General features: G+C 61.2%; 17 protein-coding genes. 11 read left to right on the top strand and 6 right to left on the bottom strand.

Translation table 11 applies throughout. The annotated features are described in order from the left end of the window. Positions 1–104 precede the first annotated feature (104 nt). Together HU760_RS01130 and HU760_RS01125 are read left to right on the top strand one after the other, a co-directional pair. Positions 105–1,148 (top strand): histone deacetylase family protein, encoded by a 1,044-nt coding sequence (locus HU760_RS01130; protein ID WP_186671792.1) that lies wholly within the window; start codon positions 105–107, stop codon positions 1,146–1,148. Continuing rightward, positions 1,148–2,251, top strand: a complete 1,104-nt coding sequence (locus HU760_RS01125) for a polyamine ABC transporter substrate-binding protein (protein WP_186671790.1) — start codon at positions 1,148–1,150, stop codon at positions 2,249–2,251. The genes HU760_RS01130 and HU760_RS01125 overlap by 1 nt, the downstream gene beginning before the upstream one ends. A 79-nt stretch (positions 2,252–2,330) precedes the next feature. Here the strand turns inward: HU760_RS01125 and pdxR are convergent, their stop codons facing one another. After that, positions 2,331–3,863 carry a MocR-like pyridoxine biosynthesis transcription factor PdxR gene (pdxR, locus tag HU760_RS01120; protein ID WP_186671788.1) on the bottom strand — a complete coding sequence of 511 codons (1,533 nt, stop codon included), beginning with the start codon at positions 3,861–3,863 and terminating at the stop codon, positions 2,331–2,333. A gap of 90 nt (positions 3,864–3,953) precedes the next feature. Here pdxR and HU760_RS01115 point away from each other — a divergent pair, with 90 nt between their 5' ends. From HU760_RS01115 to HU760_RS01105, 3 genes are read left to right on the top strand one after another with little or no spacing between them, the layout of a single operon-like run. Continuing rightward, positions 3,954–4,583: an FMN-binding negative transcriptional regulator gene (locus tag HU760_RS01115; RefSeq protein WP_186671786.1), complete on the top strand. Its 630-nt coding sequence runs from the start codon at positions 3,954–3,956 to the stop codon at positions 4,581–4,583. 11 nt (positions 4,584–4,594) lie between these two features. Further along, positions 4,595–5,044, top strand: coding sequence for a GNAT family N-acetyltransferase (locus HU760_RS01110; RefSeq protein WP_186671784.1), 450 nt, complete (start codon positions 4,595–4,597; stop codon positions 5,042–5,044). A 7-nt stretch (positions 5,045–5,051) separates the two neighbouring features. Next, entirely contained in the window at positions 5,052–5,723 is a 672-nt protein-coding gene (locus HU760_RS01105; RefSeq protein WP_186671781.1) for a GNAT family N-acetyltransferase, read from the top strand. Positions 5,724–5,814: 91 nt separating this feature from the next. Here HU760_RS01105 and oadA read toward each other — a convergent pair whose 3' ends face one another. Then, positions 5,815–7,623, bottom strand: a complete 1,809-nt coding sequence (oadA, locus tag HU760_RS01100; protein ID WP_186671779.1) for a sodium-extruding oxaloacetate decarboxylase subunit alpha — start codon at positions 7,621–7,623, stop codon at positions 5,815–5,817. 11 nt (positions 7,624–7,634) lie between these two features. Beyond that, a complete protein-coding gene (locus HU760_RS01095) occupies positions 7,635–9,050 on the bottom strand; it encodes an acetyl-CoA carboxylase biotin carboxylase subunit (RefSeq protein ID WP_016712746.1) in 1,416 nt (471 codons plus the stop codon). 189 nt (positions 9,051–9,239) lie between these two features. Here HU760_RS01095 and HU760_RS01090 point away from each other — a divergent pair, with 189 nt between their 5' ends. Then, the gene (locus HU760_RS01090) at positions 9,240–10,202 is read left to right on the top strand and encodes a LysR family transcriptional regulator (RefSeq protein ID WP_186671777.1); all 963 of its coding nucleotides are present in this window, start codon (positions 9,240–9,242) and stop codon (positions 10,200–10,202) included. On the opposite strand, the gene HU760_RS01085 is transcribed toward HU760_RS01090, so the two are convergent. Both HU760_RS01085 and hexR read right to left on the bottom strand, forming a co-directional pair. Then, on the bottom strand, positions 10,144–10,362 hold the full coding sequence (locus HU760_RS01085; RefSeq protein WP_186671775.1) for a PA3496 family putative envelope integrity protein: 219 nt from the start codon (positions 10,360–10,362) through the stop codon (positions 10,144–10,146). The two genes, HU760_RS01090 and HU760_RS01085, sit on opposite strands and share 59 nt — an antisense overlap. Positions 10,363–10,514: 152 nt before the next feature. Continuing rightward, positions 10,515–11,381 carry a transcriptional regulator HexR gene (gene hexR / locus HU760_RS01080; protein WP_011536461.1) on the bottom strand — a complete coding sequence of 289 codons (867 nt, stop codon included), beginning with the start codon at positions 11,379–11,381 and terminating at the stop codon, positions 10,515–10,517. A gap of 103 nt (positions 11,382–11,484) precedes the next feature. On the opposite strand from hexR, the gene zwf reads away from it, so the two are divergent. The 5 genes from zwf (at position 11,485) to HU760_RS01055 (ending at position 17,188) form a co-directional block, all read left to right on the top strand. Next, entirely contained in the window at positions 11,485–12,927 is a 1,443-nt protein-coding gene (gene zwf, locus HU760_RS01075) for a glucose-6-phosphate dehydrogenase (RefSeq protein WP_186671773.1), read from the top strand. Between the two features lie 81 nt (positions 12,928–13,008). Further along, on the top strand, positions 13,009–13,323 hold the full coding sequence (locus tag HU760_RS01070) for a hypothetical protein (RefSeq protein WP_186671771.1): 315 nt from the start codon (positions 13,009–13,011) through the stop codon (positions 13,321–13,323). Between the two features lie 130 nt (positions 13,324–13,453). Next, positions 13,454–15,640, top strand: coding sequence for a DNA helicase II (gene uvrD / locus HU760_RS01065; protein WP_186671769.1), 2,187 nt, complete (start codon positions 13,454–13,456; stop codon positions 15,638–15,640). Between the two features lie 171 nt (positions 15,641–15,811). Further along, positions 15,812–16,666 (top strand): Tim44 domain-containing protein, encoded by an 855-nt coding sequence (locus HU760_RS01060; protein ID WP_186671767.1) that lies wholly within the window; start codon positions 15,812–15,814, stop codon positions 16,664–16,666. A gap of 114 nt (positions 16,667–16,780) precedes the next feature. Next, complete coding sequence (locus HU760_RS01055) at positions 16,781–17,188, top strand: SMI1/KNR4 family protein (protein ID WP_186671765.1); 408 nt, start codon at positions 16,781–16,783, stop codon at positions 17,186–17,188. Positions 17,189–17,326: 138 nt separating this feature from the next. Here the strand turns inward: HU760_RS01055 and HU760_RS01050 are convergent, their stop codons facing one another. After that, positions 17,327–19,087: a cation:proton antiporter gene (locus tag HU760_RS01050; protein ID WP_186671763.1), complete on the bottom strand. Its 1,761-nt coding sequence runs from the start codon at positions 19,085–19,087 to the stop codon at positions 17,327–17,329. Positions 19,088–19,143 lie beyond the last annotated feature (56 nt).

Below are 19,143 nucleotides of genomic sequence, written 5' to 3'. Positions count from 1 at the left end.
AACGAGCTTGGCCACATCGATCCCCTTTTGGCCGTTTGCGTCGTTCTCCCCTACTGGCGTCCGCCTGAAAATGGGCCCACGCCAGTGTCCAAGGGAGAACAACAATGCTGACGATCTATTCCGATGACCACCGCCTGCACCATGGCCGCTGCGAGCTGATAGACGGCAAGCTGATGCCCTGCTTCGAAATGCCTTCGCGCGCCGACCATGTGCTCGAACAAGTAAAAAAGCGCAACCTCGGCGACATCCAGGGCCCCACCGATTTCGGCCGCGCGCCACTCCTGCGCATCCACAGCGCCGCTTACCTGGACTTCTTCCAAGGCGCCTGGGCGCGCTGGGCCGCACTGGGCCAGGAAGGCGACCTGCTGCCGTTCACCTGGCCCGCACGCACCCTGCGCCAGAAAAAGCCCACCGGCCTGCACGGTGAGTTGGGTTATTACAGCTTCGATGCCGGAGCACCAATCACCGCCGGTACCTGGCAGGCTGCCTACAGCGCCGCCCAGGTGGCCCTGACCGCCCAGGCCGCAATCCAGCAGGGCGCTCATTCAGCCTTCGCCCTGTGCCGCCCGCCAGGACACCACGCCGCCGGCGAAGTCATGGGCGGCTATTGCTACCTGAACAACGCCGCCATCGCCGCCCAGGCGTTCCTCGACCAAGGCCGGCGCAAAGTCGCCATCCTTGACGTCGACTACCACCATGGCAATGGCACCCAGGACATTTTCTACAGCCGCGAGGATGTGTTGTTCGCTTCGATTCATGGTGACCCGCAGGACGAATTCCCGTTCTTCCTCGGCTATGCCGACGAGACCGGCGAGGGTGCCGGAGAAGGCTGCAACATCAATTATCCACTGCCCGCCGGCAGCGACTGGGCCGCCTGGAGCGCCGCTCTGGAGGACGCCTGCCAGCGCATCGCTGCCTATGACGCCGACGTACTGGTGATCTCGCTGGGCGTGGACACCTTCAAGGACGACCCGATCTCGCAGTTCAAGCTGGACAGCCCAGACTACCTGGAGATGGGCAAGCGCATCGCGCAGCTCGGCAAGCCGACCCTGTTCGTGATGGAGGGTGGTTACGCTGTGGAAGAAATCGGTATCAACGCAGTCAATGTGCTGGAAGGCTTCCAGCGCAGCCAACCAGGAGCCCGGTAATGGTCCGACTCAAGCATCTGCTCGCCCCGCTCATCACCGCCACCCTGTTTACCGGCGCCCTGCAGGCCCAGGCCGAACAGCGCACCCTGCGGGTATACAACTGGTTCGACTACATCACCCCGCAAACCCTCACCGAGTTTCAGAAGGACAGCGGTGTGAAGCTGATCTACGACATCTTCGACACCAACGAGGCGCTGGAGGCCAAGCTACTGACCGGTAACTCCGGGTATGACGTGGTGGTGCCATCCAACGTCTTCCTCGCCAAGCAGATTGAAGCCGGGGTGTTCCAGCCATTGGACCGTAGCAAGCTACCGAACTGGCAACACCTGGACCCGTCCCTGATGAAGCTGATCGAAGCCAACGACCCGGGCAACAAGTTTGCCGTACCCTACATGTACGGCACCGTGCTGATCGGCTTCAACCCGGCCAAGGTCAAGGCTGCGCTCGGCGACGACGCGCCAGTGGACAGCTGGGACCTGATCTTCAAGGAAGAGAACATCGCCAAGCTCAAGCAGTGTGGCGTGGCGCTGCTCGACTCGCCGTCGGAGATCCTGCCGCTAGCCTTGCAGCATCTTGGCCTGCCGCCGAACAGCGACAAGCCGGCCGACTACAAGCAGGCCGAAGCATTGATGCTGAAAATCCGTCCATACATCACCTACTTCCACTCCTCGAAATACATGGCGGACATAGCCAATGGTGATATCTGCGTGGCAGTCGGCTACAGCGGCAGCTTCTCCCAGGCCGCCAACCGCGCCCGCGATGCGAAAAATGGCGTGGTGGTGGATATGCGCCTGCCCAAGGAAGGTGCGCCGATCTGGTTCGATATGCTGGCAATTCCAAAGAACGCAGCCAACCCGGAAGATGCTCATGCATTCATCAACTACCTGCTGCGGCCCGAGGTAATTGCGCCGATCAGTGATTTTGTCGGGTACCCGAACCCCAACAAGGATGCCACCGACAAAGTGAACCCGGCGATTCGCAACAACCCCAACCTGTACCCGACGGCAGAGGCGATGACCAAACTGTATACCCTCAAGCCTTTGGCGCGGGATGCCGAACGGGCACGCACCCGGGCCTGGACGCGGATCAAGTCCGGTACCTGAGTCACTTGCTCCGCGAATAAACCCGCTCCCACAGGTTCTGCGCCGCAGCTGAGGCCAGCGCCTACCTGCTGGAGCGGGTTTACCCGCGAATAGGCCGCCAGGCCTTGCGCAATTTCAGCAAAGCCTCGGCAATCTCCCCCTCCGGCACCGCTGCAAACCCGAGCACCAGCCCTGCCTGCTTATCCACAGGCACTGCGCTGTCCGCAAGCCAGAAATTACTCAGCGGGGTCACCTCAACCCCCACACCCTCACCCCTGGCTACCAACTCTTGTTCCAGGGCAAAGTTATCCACATCCACTTTAACGTGCAGCCCGGCAGCCACTTCCGGCATGCGGCCCAACCCCGGTATGTCCACAGGCCAACCGGCCTTGAGCACGTTGCGTCGGCTCAAGGCTGCCTTGCGCATACGCCGGATATGCCGCTGGAAGTGCCCTCGCGCCATGAATTCGGCCATTACCCACTGGCTACTGACCTCCGAGTGCCGCATCGCCAGCGCCCTGCCTTGGCTGAACGCCTGCGCCAGCGACGGCGGCAGCACCAGGTAGCCAAGGCGCAATGCCGGGAAGGCGATCTTGCCGAATGTACCGACGTACAGCACCCGCCCGTTCCGGTCGAGCGATGCCAGCGGCGCCAAAGGCGCGCCGCTGTAGCGATATTCGCCGTCATAGTCGTCTTCGATGATCCAGCCACCGCTTTGCTCGGCCCAGGCTAGCAGTTCCAGGCGCCGCGCCAGGCTCATGGTCACCCCGGTCGGGTACTGGTGGGCCGGCGTGACGTAGGCGAGCCGGCAATCTGTCAGTTGCCCGAGCCGGCTACAGTCCAAGCCATCCTCATCCACCGGCACGCCATGCAGCCTGCCACCGACCAGCGCAAAGGCATGCCCGGCCGCCCGATAACCCGGGTTTTCCACAGCCACGCCGTCTCCTGGCTGCAATAGCAGCTGTGCACAAAGGCTGATGGCCTGCTGCGCACCACTGGTGATCACAATTTGCGCAGCTGTACAGCTCAGCCCACGCGAGCTGCGCAAGTAGGCGGCGACCAGCTCACGCAAATGTGGCTCGCCTGCCGGGTCGCCATAACCCAACTGCGCAGGTGCCGGGTTGCGCCAAAAACCCGCTTGCAGCTTGGCCCAGACATCGAACGGGAACAAATCGAATGCCGGAATACCAAGCCGAAACGCGCACGGAGCACCACTTCTTGGCGGCGGCAGATGGTTACTCTCAAGGCGCCTTAAAGGTTCGCTAAGGCGCGGCAAGCTGGATAAAACGCCAGTATCTTTTTCGATAAATGTGGATAAACCTGTTGATAACCAGCTGGATAACCCTGTGGACAGTTGTGTGGATAGTTTCGGCAGCTGGCTGACATAGGTGCCGTCGCCTACACGGCTTTCGATGAAACCCTCGGCATACAGCTGGTCATAAGCACGCACCACGCTATTGCGTGACAGCGCCAGCACGGCAGCCAGGTCGCGGGTAGCTGGCAGCCGCATGCCGCTACTCAGGCGCCCGTCCAGCACCCGCGCACGTAGCGCCTGGTACAGCTGCTGACTGAGCCCGCGGCGGCGATCCAGTACGATACCGGCGGGGTCGAAGGGCAACACTAGCTCGCTCATGGCATTGGACCTATCAGAACAGCTATCAATGGCTCTTACCTAGAACCAATAGCCTGCCTAGGATGGTGCCATTGCACAAGGAAACCGGGCATGTACAACAGCAAACCCCACCAGGAACACGACCTTGATCGCCTGCACCAGCACATGCACGGCACCCGCCTGGCCATTCTGCTCAGCCACAGCGAACAAGGCCTGCTGGCCACCCACCTGCCGGTGTTGATCGATACCAGCGAAGGCGAGTTCGGCACTGTCTATGCCCATCTGGCCCGGGCCAACCACCAGTGGCAGGCCCTGGCGCAAGGTACCGAGGCCCTGCTGGTGTTTCCCGGCGCCGATGCCTATGTCAGCCCCGGCTATTACCCGAGCAAGACTGAGAACCCAAAGGTGGTACCAACCTGGAACTACCTGGCCGTGCATGCCTATGGCACGGCCGAAGTGCTCCACGATGGCCCGACACTGCTGGCTATCGTCAGTCGCCTGACCGAACGCCACGAACAAGGCCGCAAAAAGCCGTGGAAAGTCACTGACGCCCCAGCCGACTATCTCGACAGAATGCTCCATGCCATAGTCGGCATCCGCTTGCCCATTGCTCGCCTGCAAGGCGCGTGCAAGCTCAGCCAGAACCGTTCGGCGCAAGACATTGCCGGAGTACGTGAGGGCCTTGGCGCCAGCCCTGATTATCTGGATAACCAACTCGCGGCGCACATGCGCCAACTCTGAAGGAGTCGCCCATGCCCACCAGTGTTACCCTGCGCCCTGTCACTGCCAATGACCACGCTGCCTGGCTTGCCTTGTGGCAGGCCTACTTGCACTTCTATGAAACGGAACTGGCCGATGAAGTCAGCCTCAGTACCTGGCAACGCCTGCTCAACCCGAACGAACCGACTTATTCGGCGCTGGCCTGGGCCGATGGCAAGGCGGTGGGCATGGTCAATTACATCTACCATCGCTCCAACTGGAGCATCGAGAACGCCTGCTACCTGCAAGACCTGTATGTGGACAGCAAGCAACGCGGCCTGGGTATCGGCCGCCAGCTGATCGAGCACGTATACACTGCCGCCAAGGCCGACAATTGCATCAAGGTGCACTGGCTGACCCACGAGACCAACGCCACCGCCATCAATCTGTACCAGCAAATTGCCGAGCGATCCGGCTTCATCCAGTACCGCAAAGGCTTGTAGGCCACACATGACTGACACATTGAATTGGAAACCTGCCACCACACCCAAGGGCGACCCCATCCATGGTCGCTTCATCCGCCTGGAAAAGCTCGACCCGGCGCGCCATGGCGACGAACTCTGGGAAGCGCTGCAAGGCCCGGCTGCCGACCCCGCGCTGTGGGACTACCTGCCCTACGGCCCGTTTGCCGAGCGTGCGGCTTTTGATCATTGGCTGGAAGGCCATGCCGCCGGCTGCGACCCACTGTGCTACACAGTCATCGACCGCCTTGGCGGCCAGGCCCAAGGCATCCTCAGCCTGATGTCGATCGTGCCCCAACACGGCCGCATCGAAATCGGCCACGTCGCCTTCGGTGCCGCCATGCAGCGCACGCCCAAGGGCACCGAGGCGGTGTACCTGCTGGGCAAGCTGGCCTTCGAACTGGGCAATCGCCGCCTGGAATGGAAGTGCAACAATGCCAACGCCCGCTCCAAGCGCGCGGCGGAGCGGTTTGGTTTTGTCTATGAAGGGGTATTCCGCAAGCACCTGGTGGTGAAGGGCCACAATCGCGACACCGCCTGGTATTCGATAACCGATGACGAGTGGCCGGCAGTGGCTGTCGGATTCGAGCGCTGGTTGAGCGAAGAAAACCAACAGCCGACCGGCCAGGTACAAACCCTTGAGGCATGTCGCCGCGACTGATCTCGCCACCACGTAGGCCAGTCGGCCTCACACGAAAAAAAGGGGAGCATCCGCTCCCCAGAGGTTAACCACATGCAGATGAAGGCTTACCTCAGCCTTCGATCTCGATCAGGATCTCGCCCGGCGTCACTCGGTCGCCCTTGGCGACGTGAATGGCCACGACCTTGCCGGCGATTGCCGCCTGCACTTCGGTTTCCATCTTCATGGCTTCGGTGATCAGCACGGCCTGGCCGACCTTCACCATGTCGCCTTCCTTGACCAGCACATCAACGATGTTGCCGGGCATGGTGGTGCTGACGTGGCCCGGGGCGCTGGCCTGCTTGCGCTTGCTGCTGCCTCCGCCGACAAATTCGTTGAGCGGCTCGAACACCACCTCTTCCGGCATACCGTCGATCGACAGGTAGAAGTGGCGCTTGCCTTCGGCCTTCACCCCCACGCCAGTGATGTCGACACGGTAGGTTTCGCCGTGCACGTCGATGACGAACTCGGTCGGCACACCTTCGCCACTATGAGACGCTACTGCGCCCGCCTCAGGAATTGGCAGCAGGACTTCAGGAGTGAGGGTGCCAGCTTCGCGCTCTTCGAGGAACTTGCGGCCAATGTCGGGGAACATGGCAAAAGTGAGCACATCTTCTTCACAACGCGCCAGGGCACCGATATCGGCACGCAGCTTGGCCATTTCCGGCTTCAGCAAGTCGGCCGGGCGTACGTCGATAACCTCTTCGCTGCCGATCGCCTGGCGACGCAGTTGCTCGTTGACCACACCCGGGGCCTTGCCGTAGCCACCTTGCAGGTACAGCTTCACCTCGTTGGTGATGGTCTTGTAACGCTCGCCAGCCAGCACGTTGAAGAACGCCTGGGTGCCGACGATCTGCGAGGTCGGGGTCACCAGCGGCGGGAAGCCGAGGTCTTCACGCACGCGCGGGATCTCTGCCAGCACTTCATTCATGCGGTTGAGCGCGCCCTGCTCCTTGAGCTGGTTGGCCAGGTTGGAAATCATGCCGCCCGGCACCTGGTTGACCTGCACGCGGGTGTCCACGGCGGTGAATTCGCTCTCGAACTGGTGATACTTCTTGCGCACGGCGTAGAAGTACAGGCCGATTTCCTGCAGCAGTTCCAGGTCCAGGCCAGTGTCGAACTCGCTGCCCTTGAGCGCGGCAACCATCGACTCGGTGCCCGGGTGGCTGGTGCCCCAGGCGAAGCTGGAGATGGCGGTATCGATGTGGTCGGCACCGTTTTCCACGGCCTTCAGCTGGCACATCGCGGCCAGGCCGGCGGTATCGTGGGAGTGGATGAACACCGGCAGTGACTGCTCGGCCTTCAGCGCCTTGACCAGTTCGCCGGTGGCGTAAGGGGTCAGCAGGCCGGCCATGTCCTTGATCGCCACCGAGTCGCACCCCATGGCTTCCATCTGCTTGGCCTGATTGACGAAGGCTTCGATGGTGTGCACCGGACTGGTGGTGTAGGCGATGGTGCCCTGGGCGTGCTTGCCGGCTGCCTTGACCGCTTCGATGGCCACGCGCAGGTTACGCACGTCGTTCATGGCGTCGAAAATGCGGAACACGTCGATGCCGTTGACTGCGGCCTTGGCGACGAAGGCCTTGACCACGTCGTCGCTGTAGTGGCGGTAGCCCAGCAGGTTCTGGCCGCGCAGCAGCATTTGCAGACGGGTGTTGGGCAACGCTGCGCGCAGCTTGCGCAGGCGCTCCCACGGGTCTTCCTTCAGGAAGCGCACGCAGGCGTCGAAGGTGGCGCCACCCCAGACTTCCAGCGACCAGTAGCCGACCTTGTCGAGCTTGTCACAGATCGGCAGCATGTCATCGGTACGCATACGAGTGGCCAGCAGAGACTGGTGGGCATCGCGCAGGATCGTGTCGGTTACGTGAATTTTCTTGGACATTATGGGGTTCCTCACAGGCCTGCGTGGGCGGCGATGGCAGCGGCGATGGCCAGGGCCAGCTCTTCGGGTTTGCGCTTGATCGAGTAGTTGGTCAGTTCCGGGTGGCTTTCGACGAAGCTGGTATTGAACTGGCCGCTACGGAATTCGGGATTGCGCAGGATTTCCTGATAGTACGCGGCAGTCGTCTTCACTCCTTGCACGCGCATGTCGTCAAGGGCGCGCAGGCCGCGGTCCATTGCCTCTTCCCAGGTCAACGCCCAGACCACCAGCTTGAGGCACATGGAGTCGTAGAACGGTGGAATGGTGTAGCCGGTATAGATCGCCGTGTCGGTACGTACGCCCGGGCCGCCGGGGGCGTAGTAGCGGGTGATCTTGCCGAAGCTGGGCAGGAAGTTGTTTTTCGGGTCTTCGGCGTTGATCCGGAACTGCAGCGCATAGCCGCGGTGCTGGATATCTTCCTGCTTGACCGACAGCGGCAGGCCCGAGGCAATGCGGATCTGCTCACGAACGATATCGATACCGGTGATTTCCTCGGTGATGGTGTGCTCCACCTGCACCCGGGTGTTCATTTCCATGAAGTACACCTCGCCATCGGCGAGCAGAAACTCCACGGTACCGGCGTTCTCGTAATTCACCGCCTTGGCGGCACGGACCGCCAGATCACCGATGTAGGCACGCTGCTCGGGGGTAAGCTGCGGGCTTGGGGCGATTTCGATGAGTTTCTGGTTGCGGCGCTGGATCGAGCAGTCGCGCTCGAACAGGTGCACCACGTTGCCGAAGCTGTCACCGAGGATCTGCGCCTCGATATGCTTGGGGTTGACGATGCATTTTTCCAGGAATACTTCGGCCGAGCCGAAGGCCTTGGTGGCCTCGGAGATGACCCGAGGGAAGTTCTGTTCCAGTTCTTCGCGGCTGTTGCAACGGCGAATACCCCGACCGCCGCCACCAGAGGTGGCCTTGAGCATGACCGGGTAACCGATGCGGTCACCTTCGCTAAGCGCTTCGTGGATATCGGCAACGTTACCCTCAGTGCCAGGAGTCACCGGCACGCCGGCAGCGATCATGGTACGGCGTGCTTCGGTCTTGTCGCCCATGCGGCGAATGACATCGGCGGCCGGACCGATGAACTTGATTCCGCGTTCGGCGCAGATCTCCGCCAGCTCAGCGTTTTCCGAGAGGAAACCATAGCCCGGGTGCAAGGCGTCACAGCCGGTTTCCACAGCCAGGTTGACCAGCTTGCGCGGGTTCAGATAACCGGCCAGCGGCTCTGCACCGATGCTGTGGGCTTCGTCGGCGCGCTTGACGTGCAACGCATGCCGATCGGCGTCGGAATAGATCGCCACCGAGCGAATGCCCATCTCGGCGCAAGCGCGCACGATCCGAACTGCGATTTCACCTCGGTTGGCGATCAGGATTTTTTTTATCACTGGAGTCTTCCCAAAGCCGTAGGAACAGTCGAGCCGGTTCTACCGGTCGGCGCGTGACCAGACGTCGCTGGCCAGTCGCACATTCACCCTAGCGCTGTAGTTCGATAAACAAAAATCAATATTTGTTAGACGCTGTATTAGTAAAAGCTTATGGTGCCGTAACAAGGTATTGCCGAAGGGCGGGCTAAAATGCGTAAGTCATTGATGCGTATGACATTGCGTCAGCTGCAGATCTTCAACGAGGTGTGCGATTTGCGCTCATACAGCCGCGCTGCGGACGAGATGGCGCTGACACAACCCGCCGTTAGTCTACAAATCCGTCAACTGGAAGAGCTGATCGGTCAGCCGCTGTTCGAGTATGTAGGCAAGAAGCTCTACCTGACCGAAGCCGCCGAAGCCCTGCAACGCGCCAGCCGCGACATCTTCGGCCGCCTGGAGAGCCTGGACATGCAGCTGTCGGACATGCAGGGCTCACTCCAGGGGCAACTGAAGCTGGCGATCGAATCCAGCGCCAAGTACTTCGTGCCACACCTGTTCGCTGCCTTCAAGCAGCGCCACCCGGAGGTCAACCTGACCCTGACCGTGGTCAACCGCGCCCAGGCCATTCGCCGTCTTTCCGACAACCGCGACGACCTGATCATCATGTCCATGGTGCCGCAGGACATGGGCCTGGAGTTTCTGCCATTCCTCAACAACCCGATCATCGCGGTGGCGCCGCCCGAGCATCCACTGTGCAAACTGCAACAACTGCGCCTGCAGGACCTGGAGCCTCATACCCTGCTAGTCCGCGAGCAAGGCTCAGGTACCCGAAAGGCTTGCGAGGAGTATTTCAAGGACAAGCGCGTGCACTTCACCCAGACCCTCGAAGTGGCCTCGGCCGACGCCCAGCGCGAATGCGTGATCGCCGGCCTTGGTGTCGCCCTGCTGACTCGCCATGCAGTCAACCTCGAGCTGGCCACCGGTGTGCTCAGAGAACTGCCAGTGGAGGAACTACCGCTGTACCGTAGCTGGTGCGTGGTGCAGTCCAAGGCCAAACGGCAGTCGCCGGTTGCTTTGGCCTTCCTGGCGTTCATCCGTAGCGAACGTGCGCTGATCAGCGGCTTGGTTGAGCGTTTTTCGGGGAAACTGCCACAGACGCCTGCCAGACCGTGAGGTCCTGCAACTCGGGGTAGTCCACCAGGTCGCGCAGCAATTGGCGTTGGTCGCAATAGCTCTCGATCGCGCGGCGGTATTCCATGCGGCGCTGATCCTTTTCCTGCTGCTTGCGAGCCTTGGCGCTGGGTTGGTAAGTACCGTCGTAATCACGAGCCATTGCCTGTCTCCCAAATAGGATGCGGGAGCTTCAGACTGGCCTTGGCAGTTTACGGTTTGGCGGTGGAATGGTGACAAAACAATGAAATCTGCCTTGCCTGTACCGCCTTCTTGCAGGTTTACCCGCGAAGATGCCAGTACGGACTGCAGCGATCAGTCATCTGTAGCCTTGATCGACTTTGGCGACAGACGCAAGCTGCGCAAGCTGCGCTTCACGCTCTTGAGATGGTTGACCAGGCTCGGCCCGCGCGCCATGGCCACGCCCATGGCCAACACGTCGATCACTACAAGGTGGGCGATACGCGAGGTCAGCGGCGTATAGATTTCGGTGTCTTCATGCACGTCAATTGCCAGGTTGACCGTCGACAGTTCGGCCAGCGGCGTCTGGCTGGGGCACAGGGTAATCAGGTTGGCGCCGCTCTCACGCACCAGGTTTGCGGTAATCAGCAGGTCCTTGGAGCGGCCCGACTGGGAGATGCACACTGCCACATCACCCGGTTTGAGGGTTACCGCCGACATCGCCTGCATGTGCGGGTCGGAGTAGGCTGCCGCGCTGAGCAACAAACGGAAGAACTTGTGCTGGGCATCGGCCGCCACCGCACCGGAGGCGCCAAAGCCGTAGAACTCCACACGCTGCGCCTGGGCCATGGCGGTTACCGCCTGTTGTAGCGCCTGGGGATCGAGGTGCTCACGCACTTCCATCAGGGTGTGCAGGGTCGTGTCGAAGATCTTCAGGCTGTAGTCGGCAACCGAGTCGTCTTCATGGATGGCGAACTGGCCGAAACTGGCCCCGGCGGCCAGGCTCTGTGCCAGTTTCAGCTTCAGGTCCTGGAACCCCGAACAACCGATGGCGCGGCAGAAGCGCACGATGGTCGGTTCACTGATACCTACGCTATGCGCCAAGTCGGCCATGGAGCTATGCATGACGGCAGCCGGGTCGAGTAGCACGTGGTCGGCTACCTTGAGTTCCGATTTGCGCAGCAGGTGGCGCGATTGGGCGATATGTTGCAACAGATTCACAGGCTGGACTCGGTTATGATCGGCTGGCCGGGTTGTAGCTTTCTTGTAGTTATACTACATGGACGCCAACCCGCCCAGTTAAACGAACGTGGAGAGTGGTGGTTTGACTATTCCTTGCGACATTCTGGTTTTCGGCGGCACCGGCGATCTGGCCCTGCACAAATTGCTTCCGGCGCTCTACCACCTGTTTCGCGAGGCCCGTCTGAACAATGCCGTGCGGATCATCGCGCTGGCGCGACGCAACCTGCCACGCAACGAATACCTCAAGCTCGCCGAACGCCATTGCCGCGCACAGATCGCCCGCAACGATTTCGAAGAAGATGTCTGGCAACGGTTCTCCGCGCGGGTCGATTATTTCCCCATGGATGCTTCGCAAAGCGCCGATTTCGGTCGCCTGGCGCGCTACCTGGGCGAGCCCGGCGGCTTGACGCGCATTTTCTACCTGGCCACCGCCCCCAACCTGTTCGTGCCAATCGCCAACCACCTGCGTAACGCAGGCCTGGCCGACGCCGAAGCGCGCATCGTGCTGGAAAAGCCGATTGGCCACTCGCTGCAATCGGCTACCGCCATCAACGAAGCGATTGGCGCGGTGCTGGAGGAAAACCAGGTATTTCGCATCGACCATTACCTGGGCAAGGAAACCGTGCAGAACCTCATGGCCCTGCGCTTTGCCAACGCCCTGCTGGAGCCGGTATGGCGCAATAGCCAGGTCGACCATGTGCAGATCAGCGTTTGCGAGACCCTGGGGGTCGAGAACCGGGGTGCCTATTACGACCGCGCCGGGGCGATCCGCGACATGCTGCAGAACCACCTGCTGCAGTTGCTGTGCCTTGTGGCCATGGAGCCTCCCGCGCAATTCGAAGCCGAAGCGGTGCGTGACGAAAAGGTCAAGGTCCTTCGCGCCCTCAAGCCCATCACCGGCCAGGACGTACAGGACAAGACCGTACGCGGCCAATACGGCGCCGGACGCATAGGTGGCCAGGAAGTGCCGGCCTACTACTTCGAAAAGGACGTCGACAACGATAGCGATACCGAAACCTTCATCGCCATCGAGGCGCACATCGACAACTGGCGCTGGGCGGGCGTGCCCTTCTACCTGCGCACCGGCAAACGCATGGCACGGCGCTCGTCGCAGATCGTGATCCAGTTCAAGCCAGTGCCCCATGAGCTGTTCATGGGCGGTCAGGTCAACCAGTTGCTGATCCAGTTGCAACCGGACGAACGTATCAGCCTGCGCATGATGGCCAAGAGCCCAGGCAAGGGCATGCGCCTGGAACCGGTGGACCTGGACCTGAACCTGGCCCAGGTATTCAGCCAGACTCGCCGCTGGGAAGCCTACGAACGCCTGCTGCTGGATGTGCTGGAGGGCGACTCGACGCTGTTCATGCGCCGCGATGAAGTGGAAGCGGCCTGGGCGTGGATCGACCCGATCATCAAGGGTTGCGAAGAACACTTCCAGGCGCCGCGACCGTACCCGGCAGGTACCAACGGCCCGGAGCAGGCCAACAGCCTGCTCGCCAGACAGGACAGACACTGGCATAGCTGAAGCATTGCCCCGCTCCTGTTGCGGGTGAAAGGGAGGACAGTGGCGCTGACGCTACTTTCAACCCAGGACAGGAGCAAATTAATGGCTACCATCGCCAATCTCGTTGCAATCAATGACATCGCCAACGGCGAGCATATCTTCAAGGTCCATGGCACCGTTACGGTCGCGTCCCCGGCTATCGAACCGGTGCTGGTCGAACCGCAAGTGCGCCACCGGGGGGGCTGGGAAGTGCTGGAGCTTCAGTTGCTGGACAGCGGCGCGATCGCCCCGCAAGTGCTGACAAAAAAAACCGTGACGTTTGAGCGCGCAGGCGGCACCCGCTGGAAAATGCTGGAAATCACTCACGCCGGTTCGCAGCAGCGCTGCAAAATACGCACGGTAGAGGTGATTGACTGAACCGTGGTTGGCCGGGTCGCCCGAGCGGCGGCCTGGCGCCTGTGATCGCGTCGATGAACTGCCACTGCCAAGGTGAATATTTATACAGTAGAGGTTTGCCCGTTCCCCTGCCGGGCCCTAGAATGGCCCGATGCACACAGACGACCTCTCCCTCCTGCTGAACTCCCTCAACGATGCCCAACGCCAGGCCGTAGCGGCCACGCTCGGGCGTCAACTGGTGCTTGCCGGCGCCGGTTCCGGTAAAACCCGCGTGCTGGTGCACCGCATCGCCTGGCTGATCCAGGTGGAGCAGGCATCACCGCACTCGATCCTGTCGGTGACCTTCACCAACAAGGCCGCGGCGGAAATGCGCCAGCGGATCGAGCAACTGCTGGGGATCAACCCGGCAGGCATGTGGGTCGGGACCTTCCACGGCTTGGCACACCGCCTGTTGCGCGCACACTGGCAGGAAGCGCGGTTGATGCAGAATTTCCAGATCCTCGACAGCGACGACCAGCAGCGCCTGATCAAGCGGGTGATGCGCGAGCTGGGCCTGGACGAGCAGAAATGGCCGGCACGCCAGGCCCAGTGGTTCATCAACGGGCAAAAGGACGAAGGCCTGCGCCCACAGCATATCCAGGCTGGCGGCGACCTGTTCCTGTCGACCATGCGCGACGTCTATACCGCTTACGAGCAAGCTTGCGAACGTGCCGGGGTCATCGACTTCTCCGAACTGCTGCTACGCGCCCTGGACCTGTGGCGTGACCATCCGGGCCTGCTGGACCACTACCAGCGGCGCTTCCGCCACGTGCTGGTGGACGAGTTCCAGGATACCAACGCCGTGCAATATGCCTGGCTGCGCATGCTGGCGCGCGGCGGTGACAGCCTGATGGCGGTGGGCGATGACGACCAGTCGATCTACGGCTGGCGCGGGGCCAAGATCGAGAACATTCATCAATACACTGCCGACTTCCCTGACGCCGAAATGATTCGCCTGGAGCAGAACTATCGCTCCACTGGCGGCATCCTCAAGGCGGCCAACGCGCTGATCGCCAACAACAGCGGGCGCCTGGGCAAGGAGTTGTGGACCGATATGGGCGAAGGCGAACCGCTGACCCTGTATGCGGCCTACAACGAGCACGACGAGGCGCGTTACGTGGTGGAAACCATCGAAAGCCTGGTCAAGCAGGGCAATACACGTAATGAAATTGCCATCCTCTACCGTTCCAACGCCCAGTCGCGGGTACTGGAAGAAGCCCTGCTGCGCGAACGCATTCCCTACCGCATCTATGGTGGTCAACGCTTCTTCGAGCGCGCCGAAATCAAGAACGCCATGGCCTACCTGCGCCTGATAGAAGGTCGTGGCAATGATGCCGCCCTCGAGCGGGTGATCAACGTACCGCCACGCGGGATTGGCGAGAAAACCGTCGAAGCCATCCGGGAGCATGCTCGCCACAGTCAGCTGTCAATGTGGGAAGCCATGTGCCAACTGCTGGCGGCAAAGGCCCTGAAAGGCCGCGCAGCCAGTGCCCTGGGCACGTTCATCGAACTCATCGAGGGGTTGGCTGCCAAAGTCGTGGACATGCCACTGCATACCATGACCCAGACCACCATCGAGCAGTCCGGGCTGATCATCTATCACCAGGAAGAAAAGGGTGAAAAGGGCCAGGCACGGGTAGAAAACCTTGAAGAACTGGTCAGCGCGGCGCGCAACTTCGAGTCTACCGAAGAAGACGCCGATCTCTCGCCACTGTCTGCGTTCCTCGGCCACGCCTCGCTCGAGGCGGGCGATGCCCAGGCCGACGAGCATGAAGACAGCGTCCAGCTGATGACCTTGCACAGCGCCAAAGGCCTGGAGTTCCCGTATGTATTCCTGGTAGGCATGGAGGAAGGCCTGTTCCCGCACAAGATGAGCCTGGAAGAGCCCGGCCGCCTGGAAGAGGAACGTCGCCTGGCCTACGTGGGCATCACGCGCGCCATGCGCCAGCTGGTCATGACCTACGCCGAAACGCGCCGCCTGTATGGCAGCGAAACCTACAACAAGGTGTCGCGTTTCGTGCGTGAGATTCCGGCCGGCCTGGTTCAGGAAGTGCGCTTGTCCAACAGTGTCAGCCGCCCGTTTGGTGGGGCCAAGACGGCCACGAACAGCAACCTGTTCGCCAATGCCAGTATTCCGCAGACTGCGTTCAACCTTGGCCAACGTGTGCAGCATGCGGTGTTTGGCGAGGGTGTGATCCTCAACTTCGAGGGCTCCGGCGCCCAGGCGCGTGTGCAGGTGAACTTTGCCGAAGGCAGCAAGTGGCTGATGCTGGGGTATGCCAAGCTCGAGGCCATCTGAAAGCCTGCGCGGTCCCTTGTAGGAACAGCCTTTGTGGAAGCGTTCCTAGGGCAGGTCGTGCCGGGTTTGTAACAATCAGGCAAAAGCTAGAAACATTATGGCGCTGGTCATGTGCCTGGGAACCTGTGCACCATGACGCGCGTGCAATCCACAACAGGGGATATCCCATTTATGCAACGTTTTCTTAGCATCGCTCTGGCGCTCTGCGTCGGCCTGACGCTGAGCCTGGACGCCAACGCCAAGCGTTTCGGCGGCGGCAAGAGTTCGGGCTCCGCGCCTATCCACCAGACCCGCCAGGCCACGCCAACCACGCCTGCTGCCGCGCCGACCGCACCTGGCCGTGCCGCGCCGGCCGCCAGCGGTGCTTCGCGTTGGCTGGGCCCACTGGCCGGCCTTGCCGCAGGGGGCCTGCTGGCTTCCATGTTCATGGGCGACGGTTTCGAGGGCTTCCAGATCATGGACTTCCTGATCGTGGCGCTCATCGCGTTCCTGGTATTCCGCTTCATCGCTGCGCGCCGCCGTCAACAGCAGCCGCAAATGGCCATGCCAGGCCACGCACCAATGCAGCGTGAAGCTCACACCCAAGCTGCCCAGCCTTCGATCTTCGGTGGTTCGGCCGCTCCTGCTGCCGCAGCCGCACCGGTGATCAACGCCCCGGCCTGGTTCAACGAGCAAAGCTTCCTGGCTGCCGCCCGCAACCACTTCCAGGCGCTGCAGCAGCACTGGGACGCCAACGAGATGGACAAGATCGCCGAATTCGTCACCCCGCAAATGCTCGAGTTCCTCAAGCGCGAGCGGGCTGACCTGGGTGACGGCTTCCAGTCCACTTACATCGACAACCTCGATGTGCAACTGGACGGTGTCGACGACCGCGCCGACCGCACCGACGCTACTCTGACCTTCCGTGGCGTGTCGAAGAGCTCGCGTTTCGACCAGGGCGAAGTGTTCAGCGAAAGCTGGCACATGGTACGTGCCCAAGGCGAAAACCAGCCTTGGCTGGTCGCCGGTATCCGTCAGAACGGCTAACCGCTGCGTGCTGCACAAAAAACCCCGGGGCTGCCCCGGGGTTTTTGCTTTTGCCAGACCGGGCTACTAGGGTATAACGCGCAGCGTTGTCATCTAGGTCAGAGGAAGTGAACCGTGGAAGAAGTGATCGAACAACTCCGTGAAGCCAATGAGCCGGTGCCGGTACCGCTTGAGCTTCCCGACGAGGACCTGCTGGTCGAAATCGAAGAAGAGCTGTTCATCAATATTCCGTTCGTGTTCAAGGAGTTTCTGCTGACCGTCAGCGATGTGGTGTACGGCTCGCTGGAGCCGGTGACCGTCACCGACCCACAGTCGCATACCTACCTGCCCGAGGTTGCAGCCAATGCCTGGGATGCCGGCGTACCACGCGACCTCATCCCACTGTGCCAGGACGGCGAAAACTACTACTGCGTCGAGGAAGACGGCACCGTGGTGCTGTGGGATGCCGAAGAGGAAGGAATCGGTGAGGACAGCTGGGAATCTGTCTGGCACTGGGCGCGGGATGTCTGGCTGGAGAGTTGATCGTCAGCAGCATGGCAAATTTATGGCCCGGTGCCATTAATGCAGTTAACATCGCCAGGCTTTCTGCGCTTGGCGACATCGCTACCGCTCCATCCCCTCGGACGACGGTGAAGTTCGGCGCAGGGAGCATTGCCCTGTTCAATGCGAATTCTCGCGGCTGTTCTCCAGCGTCTCCAGCAAGGCGATTTGCATCCGTGTGTGCACGCGAATAAACCAGCGCCACAGCAAAGCCACGATCACCGCCGCCACCACGGCAATCACCAGCAGCAGCTCGCTGGTTGGCAGAATGCTCGCCGACAACGCTGACAGCAGCAGGAAGATCACCAGCAGCGACATTAGCGGAATCACCTCGGCAACCACGCGGCGCACACGCTGGGTATGCCGCCCGGCCATCTCCGGTTTCACGCCCATTTCTGCCAGCAGCATCGACAGCGCCTTGAGCTTGCGATAGGCAGCGATCAAGAACGGCAGCGACAACAGCAATGCTGCGCCCCAGATCAACGCTTTCTGTTGGCTGGCATCGCTGACCCACTCGCGGAGCCAGTTACCGATACGCCCGGCGAAATAGCCACCACTGAAAAAAATCGCGATTACCAGCGCCAGGTTGACCCCCACCTGCAACAGAATGCGCCGGATCATCGCCGCCAGCATGGCACCCTCACCTTGGGGTTGGATGCTGCGCAACCATTCGCCGTACAACGACAGCACCCGCGCCAAGCGGCTGGGCACTGCCTTGCCCAGCTTGAGCGATAGCGGGTCGGCCGCACGAATCAGGTACGGTGTCAGCAGCGTGGTAATTGCCGATACCGCTACAGCCACCGGGTAAAGGAAGTCGCTGGTCACCTGCAGGGTCATGCCCAAAGCGGCGATGATGAAGGAAAATTCGCCAATCTGCGAAAGCCCCATGCCAACCCGCAGCGACGTGCGCCCGTCATTTCCGGCAATGAAAGCGCCCATGCCGCAAGACAGCATCTTGCCCAGGACCACCGCCAAGGTAATCACCACGATCGGCCATGCGTAGTCCACGAGCACTTGAGGGTCGATCATCAGGCCGATGGCAACGAAGAAGATGGCGCTGAACAGATCGCGCACCGGCTCGATCAAGCGCTCTATCTTCAACAATTGTCGCGACTCCGCCATGATCGCGCCAATCAGGAAGGCGCCCAGCACCATGCTGTATTCGAGCTTCACCACGAGCAGACAGAAGCCGAAACACAGGCCTAGCACGGTAACAAGCAACATCTCGTTGCTCTCGAACCTGGCCACATAGGCCAGCAGCCGCGGCACCAGCAGAATGCCGATGACCAGCGCGACGATCATGAACAGCGACAGCTTGCCAACGGTGGAGAAAACCTCGCCCGAACTGACCGTACCGCTGACGGCGATACCCGACAGCAGGGCAATGATGCCGATGCCGAGAATATCCTCGACGATCAGTACACCGAAGATAAGCTGGGCGAAGCGCTCGTTCTTCATCTTCAGGTCGTTCAGCGCCTTGACGATGATGGTGGTCGAGGAAATCGCCAGAATGGCGCCGAGGAACAGCGAATCCATGGTGGTCCAGCCAAACCAGCGGCCGATCTCGAAACCGATCCAGATCATCAGCACGATTTCCAGAAACGCCGCGATGAAGGCAGTGGCTCCGACCTTGAACAGCTTGCGCAGGCTGAATTCCAGCCCCAGGCAGAACATCAGGAAGATCACACCCAGTTCGGCAAGAGTCTTGATGGTGTCTTCATCGTGAATCAGGCCGAACGGCGGCGTGTGCGGGCCAATGATGAAGCCGGCGACGATGTAGCCCAGCACGACGGGTTGCCTGAATCGATGAAAGAGAATGGTGACCATGCCAGCGACCAGCATGATCACAGCCAGGTCCTGGATGAAGCTGATGGCATGCATGGCGCGATACTCCTTCTCGTCCTTTTTGCCCATGTTGCATGGGCTTCGTCAGGTTA

It is taken from the genome of Pseudomonas oryzicola (genome assembly GCF_014269185.2).
GTDB classification, from domain to species: Bacteria; Pseudomonadota; Gammaproteobacteria; order Pseudomonadales; family Pseudomonadaceae; genus Aquipseudomonas; species Aquipseudomonas oryzicola.
The sequence above is the reverse complement of the archived record's forward strand: the minus strand, read 5'-3'. Positions and strand labels throughout refer to the sequence as shown.

Excerpts from the sequence above, each read along its gene's own strand:
- HU760_RS01125 (WP_186671790.1), top strand. The coding sequence starts at position 1,148 with ATGGTCCGACTCAAGCATCTGCTCGCCCCGCTCATCACCGCCACCCTG.
- uvrD (WP_186671769.1), top strand. The coding sequence starts at position 13,454 with ATGCACACAGACGACCTCTCCCTCCTGCTGAACTCCCTCAACGATGCC.
- HU760_RS01085 (WP_186671775.1), bottom strand. The coding sequence starts at position 10,362 with ATGGCTCGTGATTACGACGGTACTTACCAACCCAGCGCCAAGGCTCGC.
- HU760_RS01050 (WP_186671763.1), bottom strand. The coding sequence starts at position 19,087 with ATGCATGCCATCAGCTTCATCCAGGACCTGGCTGTGATCATGCTGGTC.
- HU760_RS01060 (WP_186671767.1), top strand. The coding sequence starts at position 15,812 with ATGCAACGTTTTCTTAGCATCGCTCTGGCGCTCTGCGTCGGCCTGACG.
- HU760_RS01105 (WP_186671781.1), top strand. The coding sequence starts at position 5,052 with ATGACTGACACATTGAATTGGAAACCTGCCACCACACCCAAGGGCGAC.
- HU760_RS01110 (WP_186671784.1), top strand. The coding sequence starts at position 4,595 with ATGCCCACCAGTGTTACCCTGCGCCCTGTCACTGCCAATGACCACGCT.
- HU760_RS01070 (WP_186671771.1), top strand. The coding sequence starts at position 13,009 with ATGGCTACCATCGCCAATCTCGTTGCAATCAATGACATCGCCAACGGC.
- HU760_RS01130 (WP_186671792.1), top strand. The coding sequence starts at position 105 with ATGCTGACGATCTATTCCGATGACCACCGCCTGCACCATGGCCGCTGC.
- oadA (WP_186671779.1), bottom strand. The coding sequence starts at position 7,623 with ATGTCCAAGAAAATTCACGTAACCGACACGATCCTGCGCGATGCCCAC.
- HU760_RS01090 (WP_186671777.1), top strand. The coding sequence starts at position 9,240 with ATGCGTAAGTCATTGATGCGTATGACATTGCGTCAGCTGCAGATCTTC.
- HU760_RS01115 (WP_186671786.1), top strand. The coding sequence starts at position 3,954 with ATGTACAACAGCAAACCCCACCAGGAACACGACCTTGATCGCCTGCAC.
- pdxR (WP_186671788.1), bottom strand. The coding sequence starts at position 3,863 with ATGAGCGAGCTAGTGTTGCCCTTCGACCCCGCCGGTATCGTACTGGAT.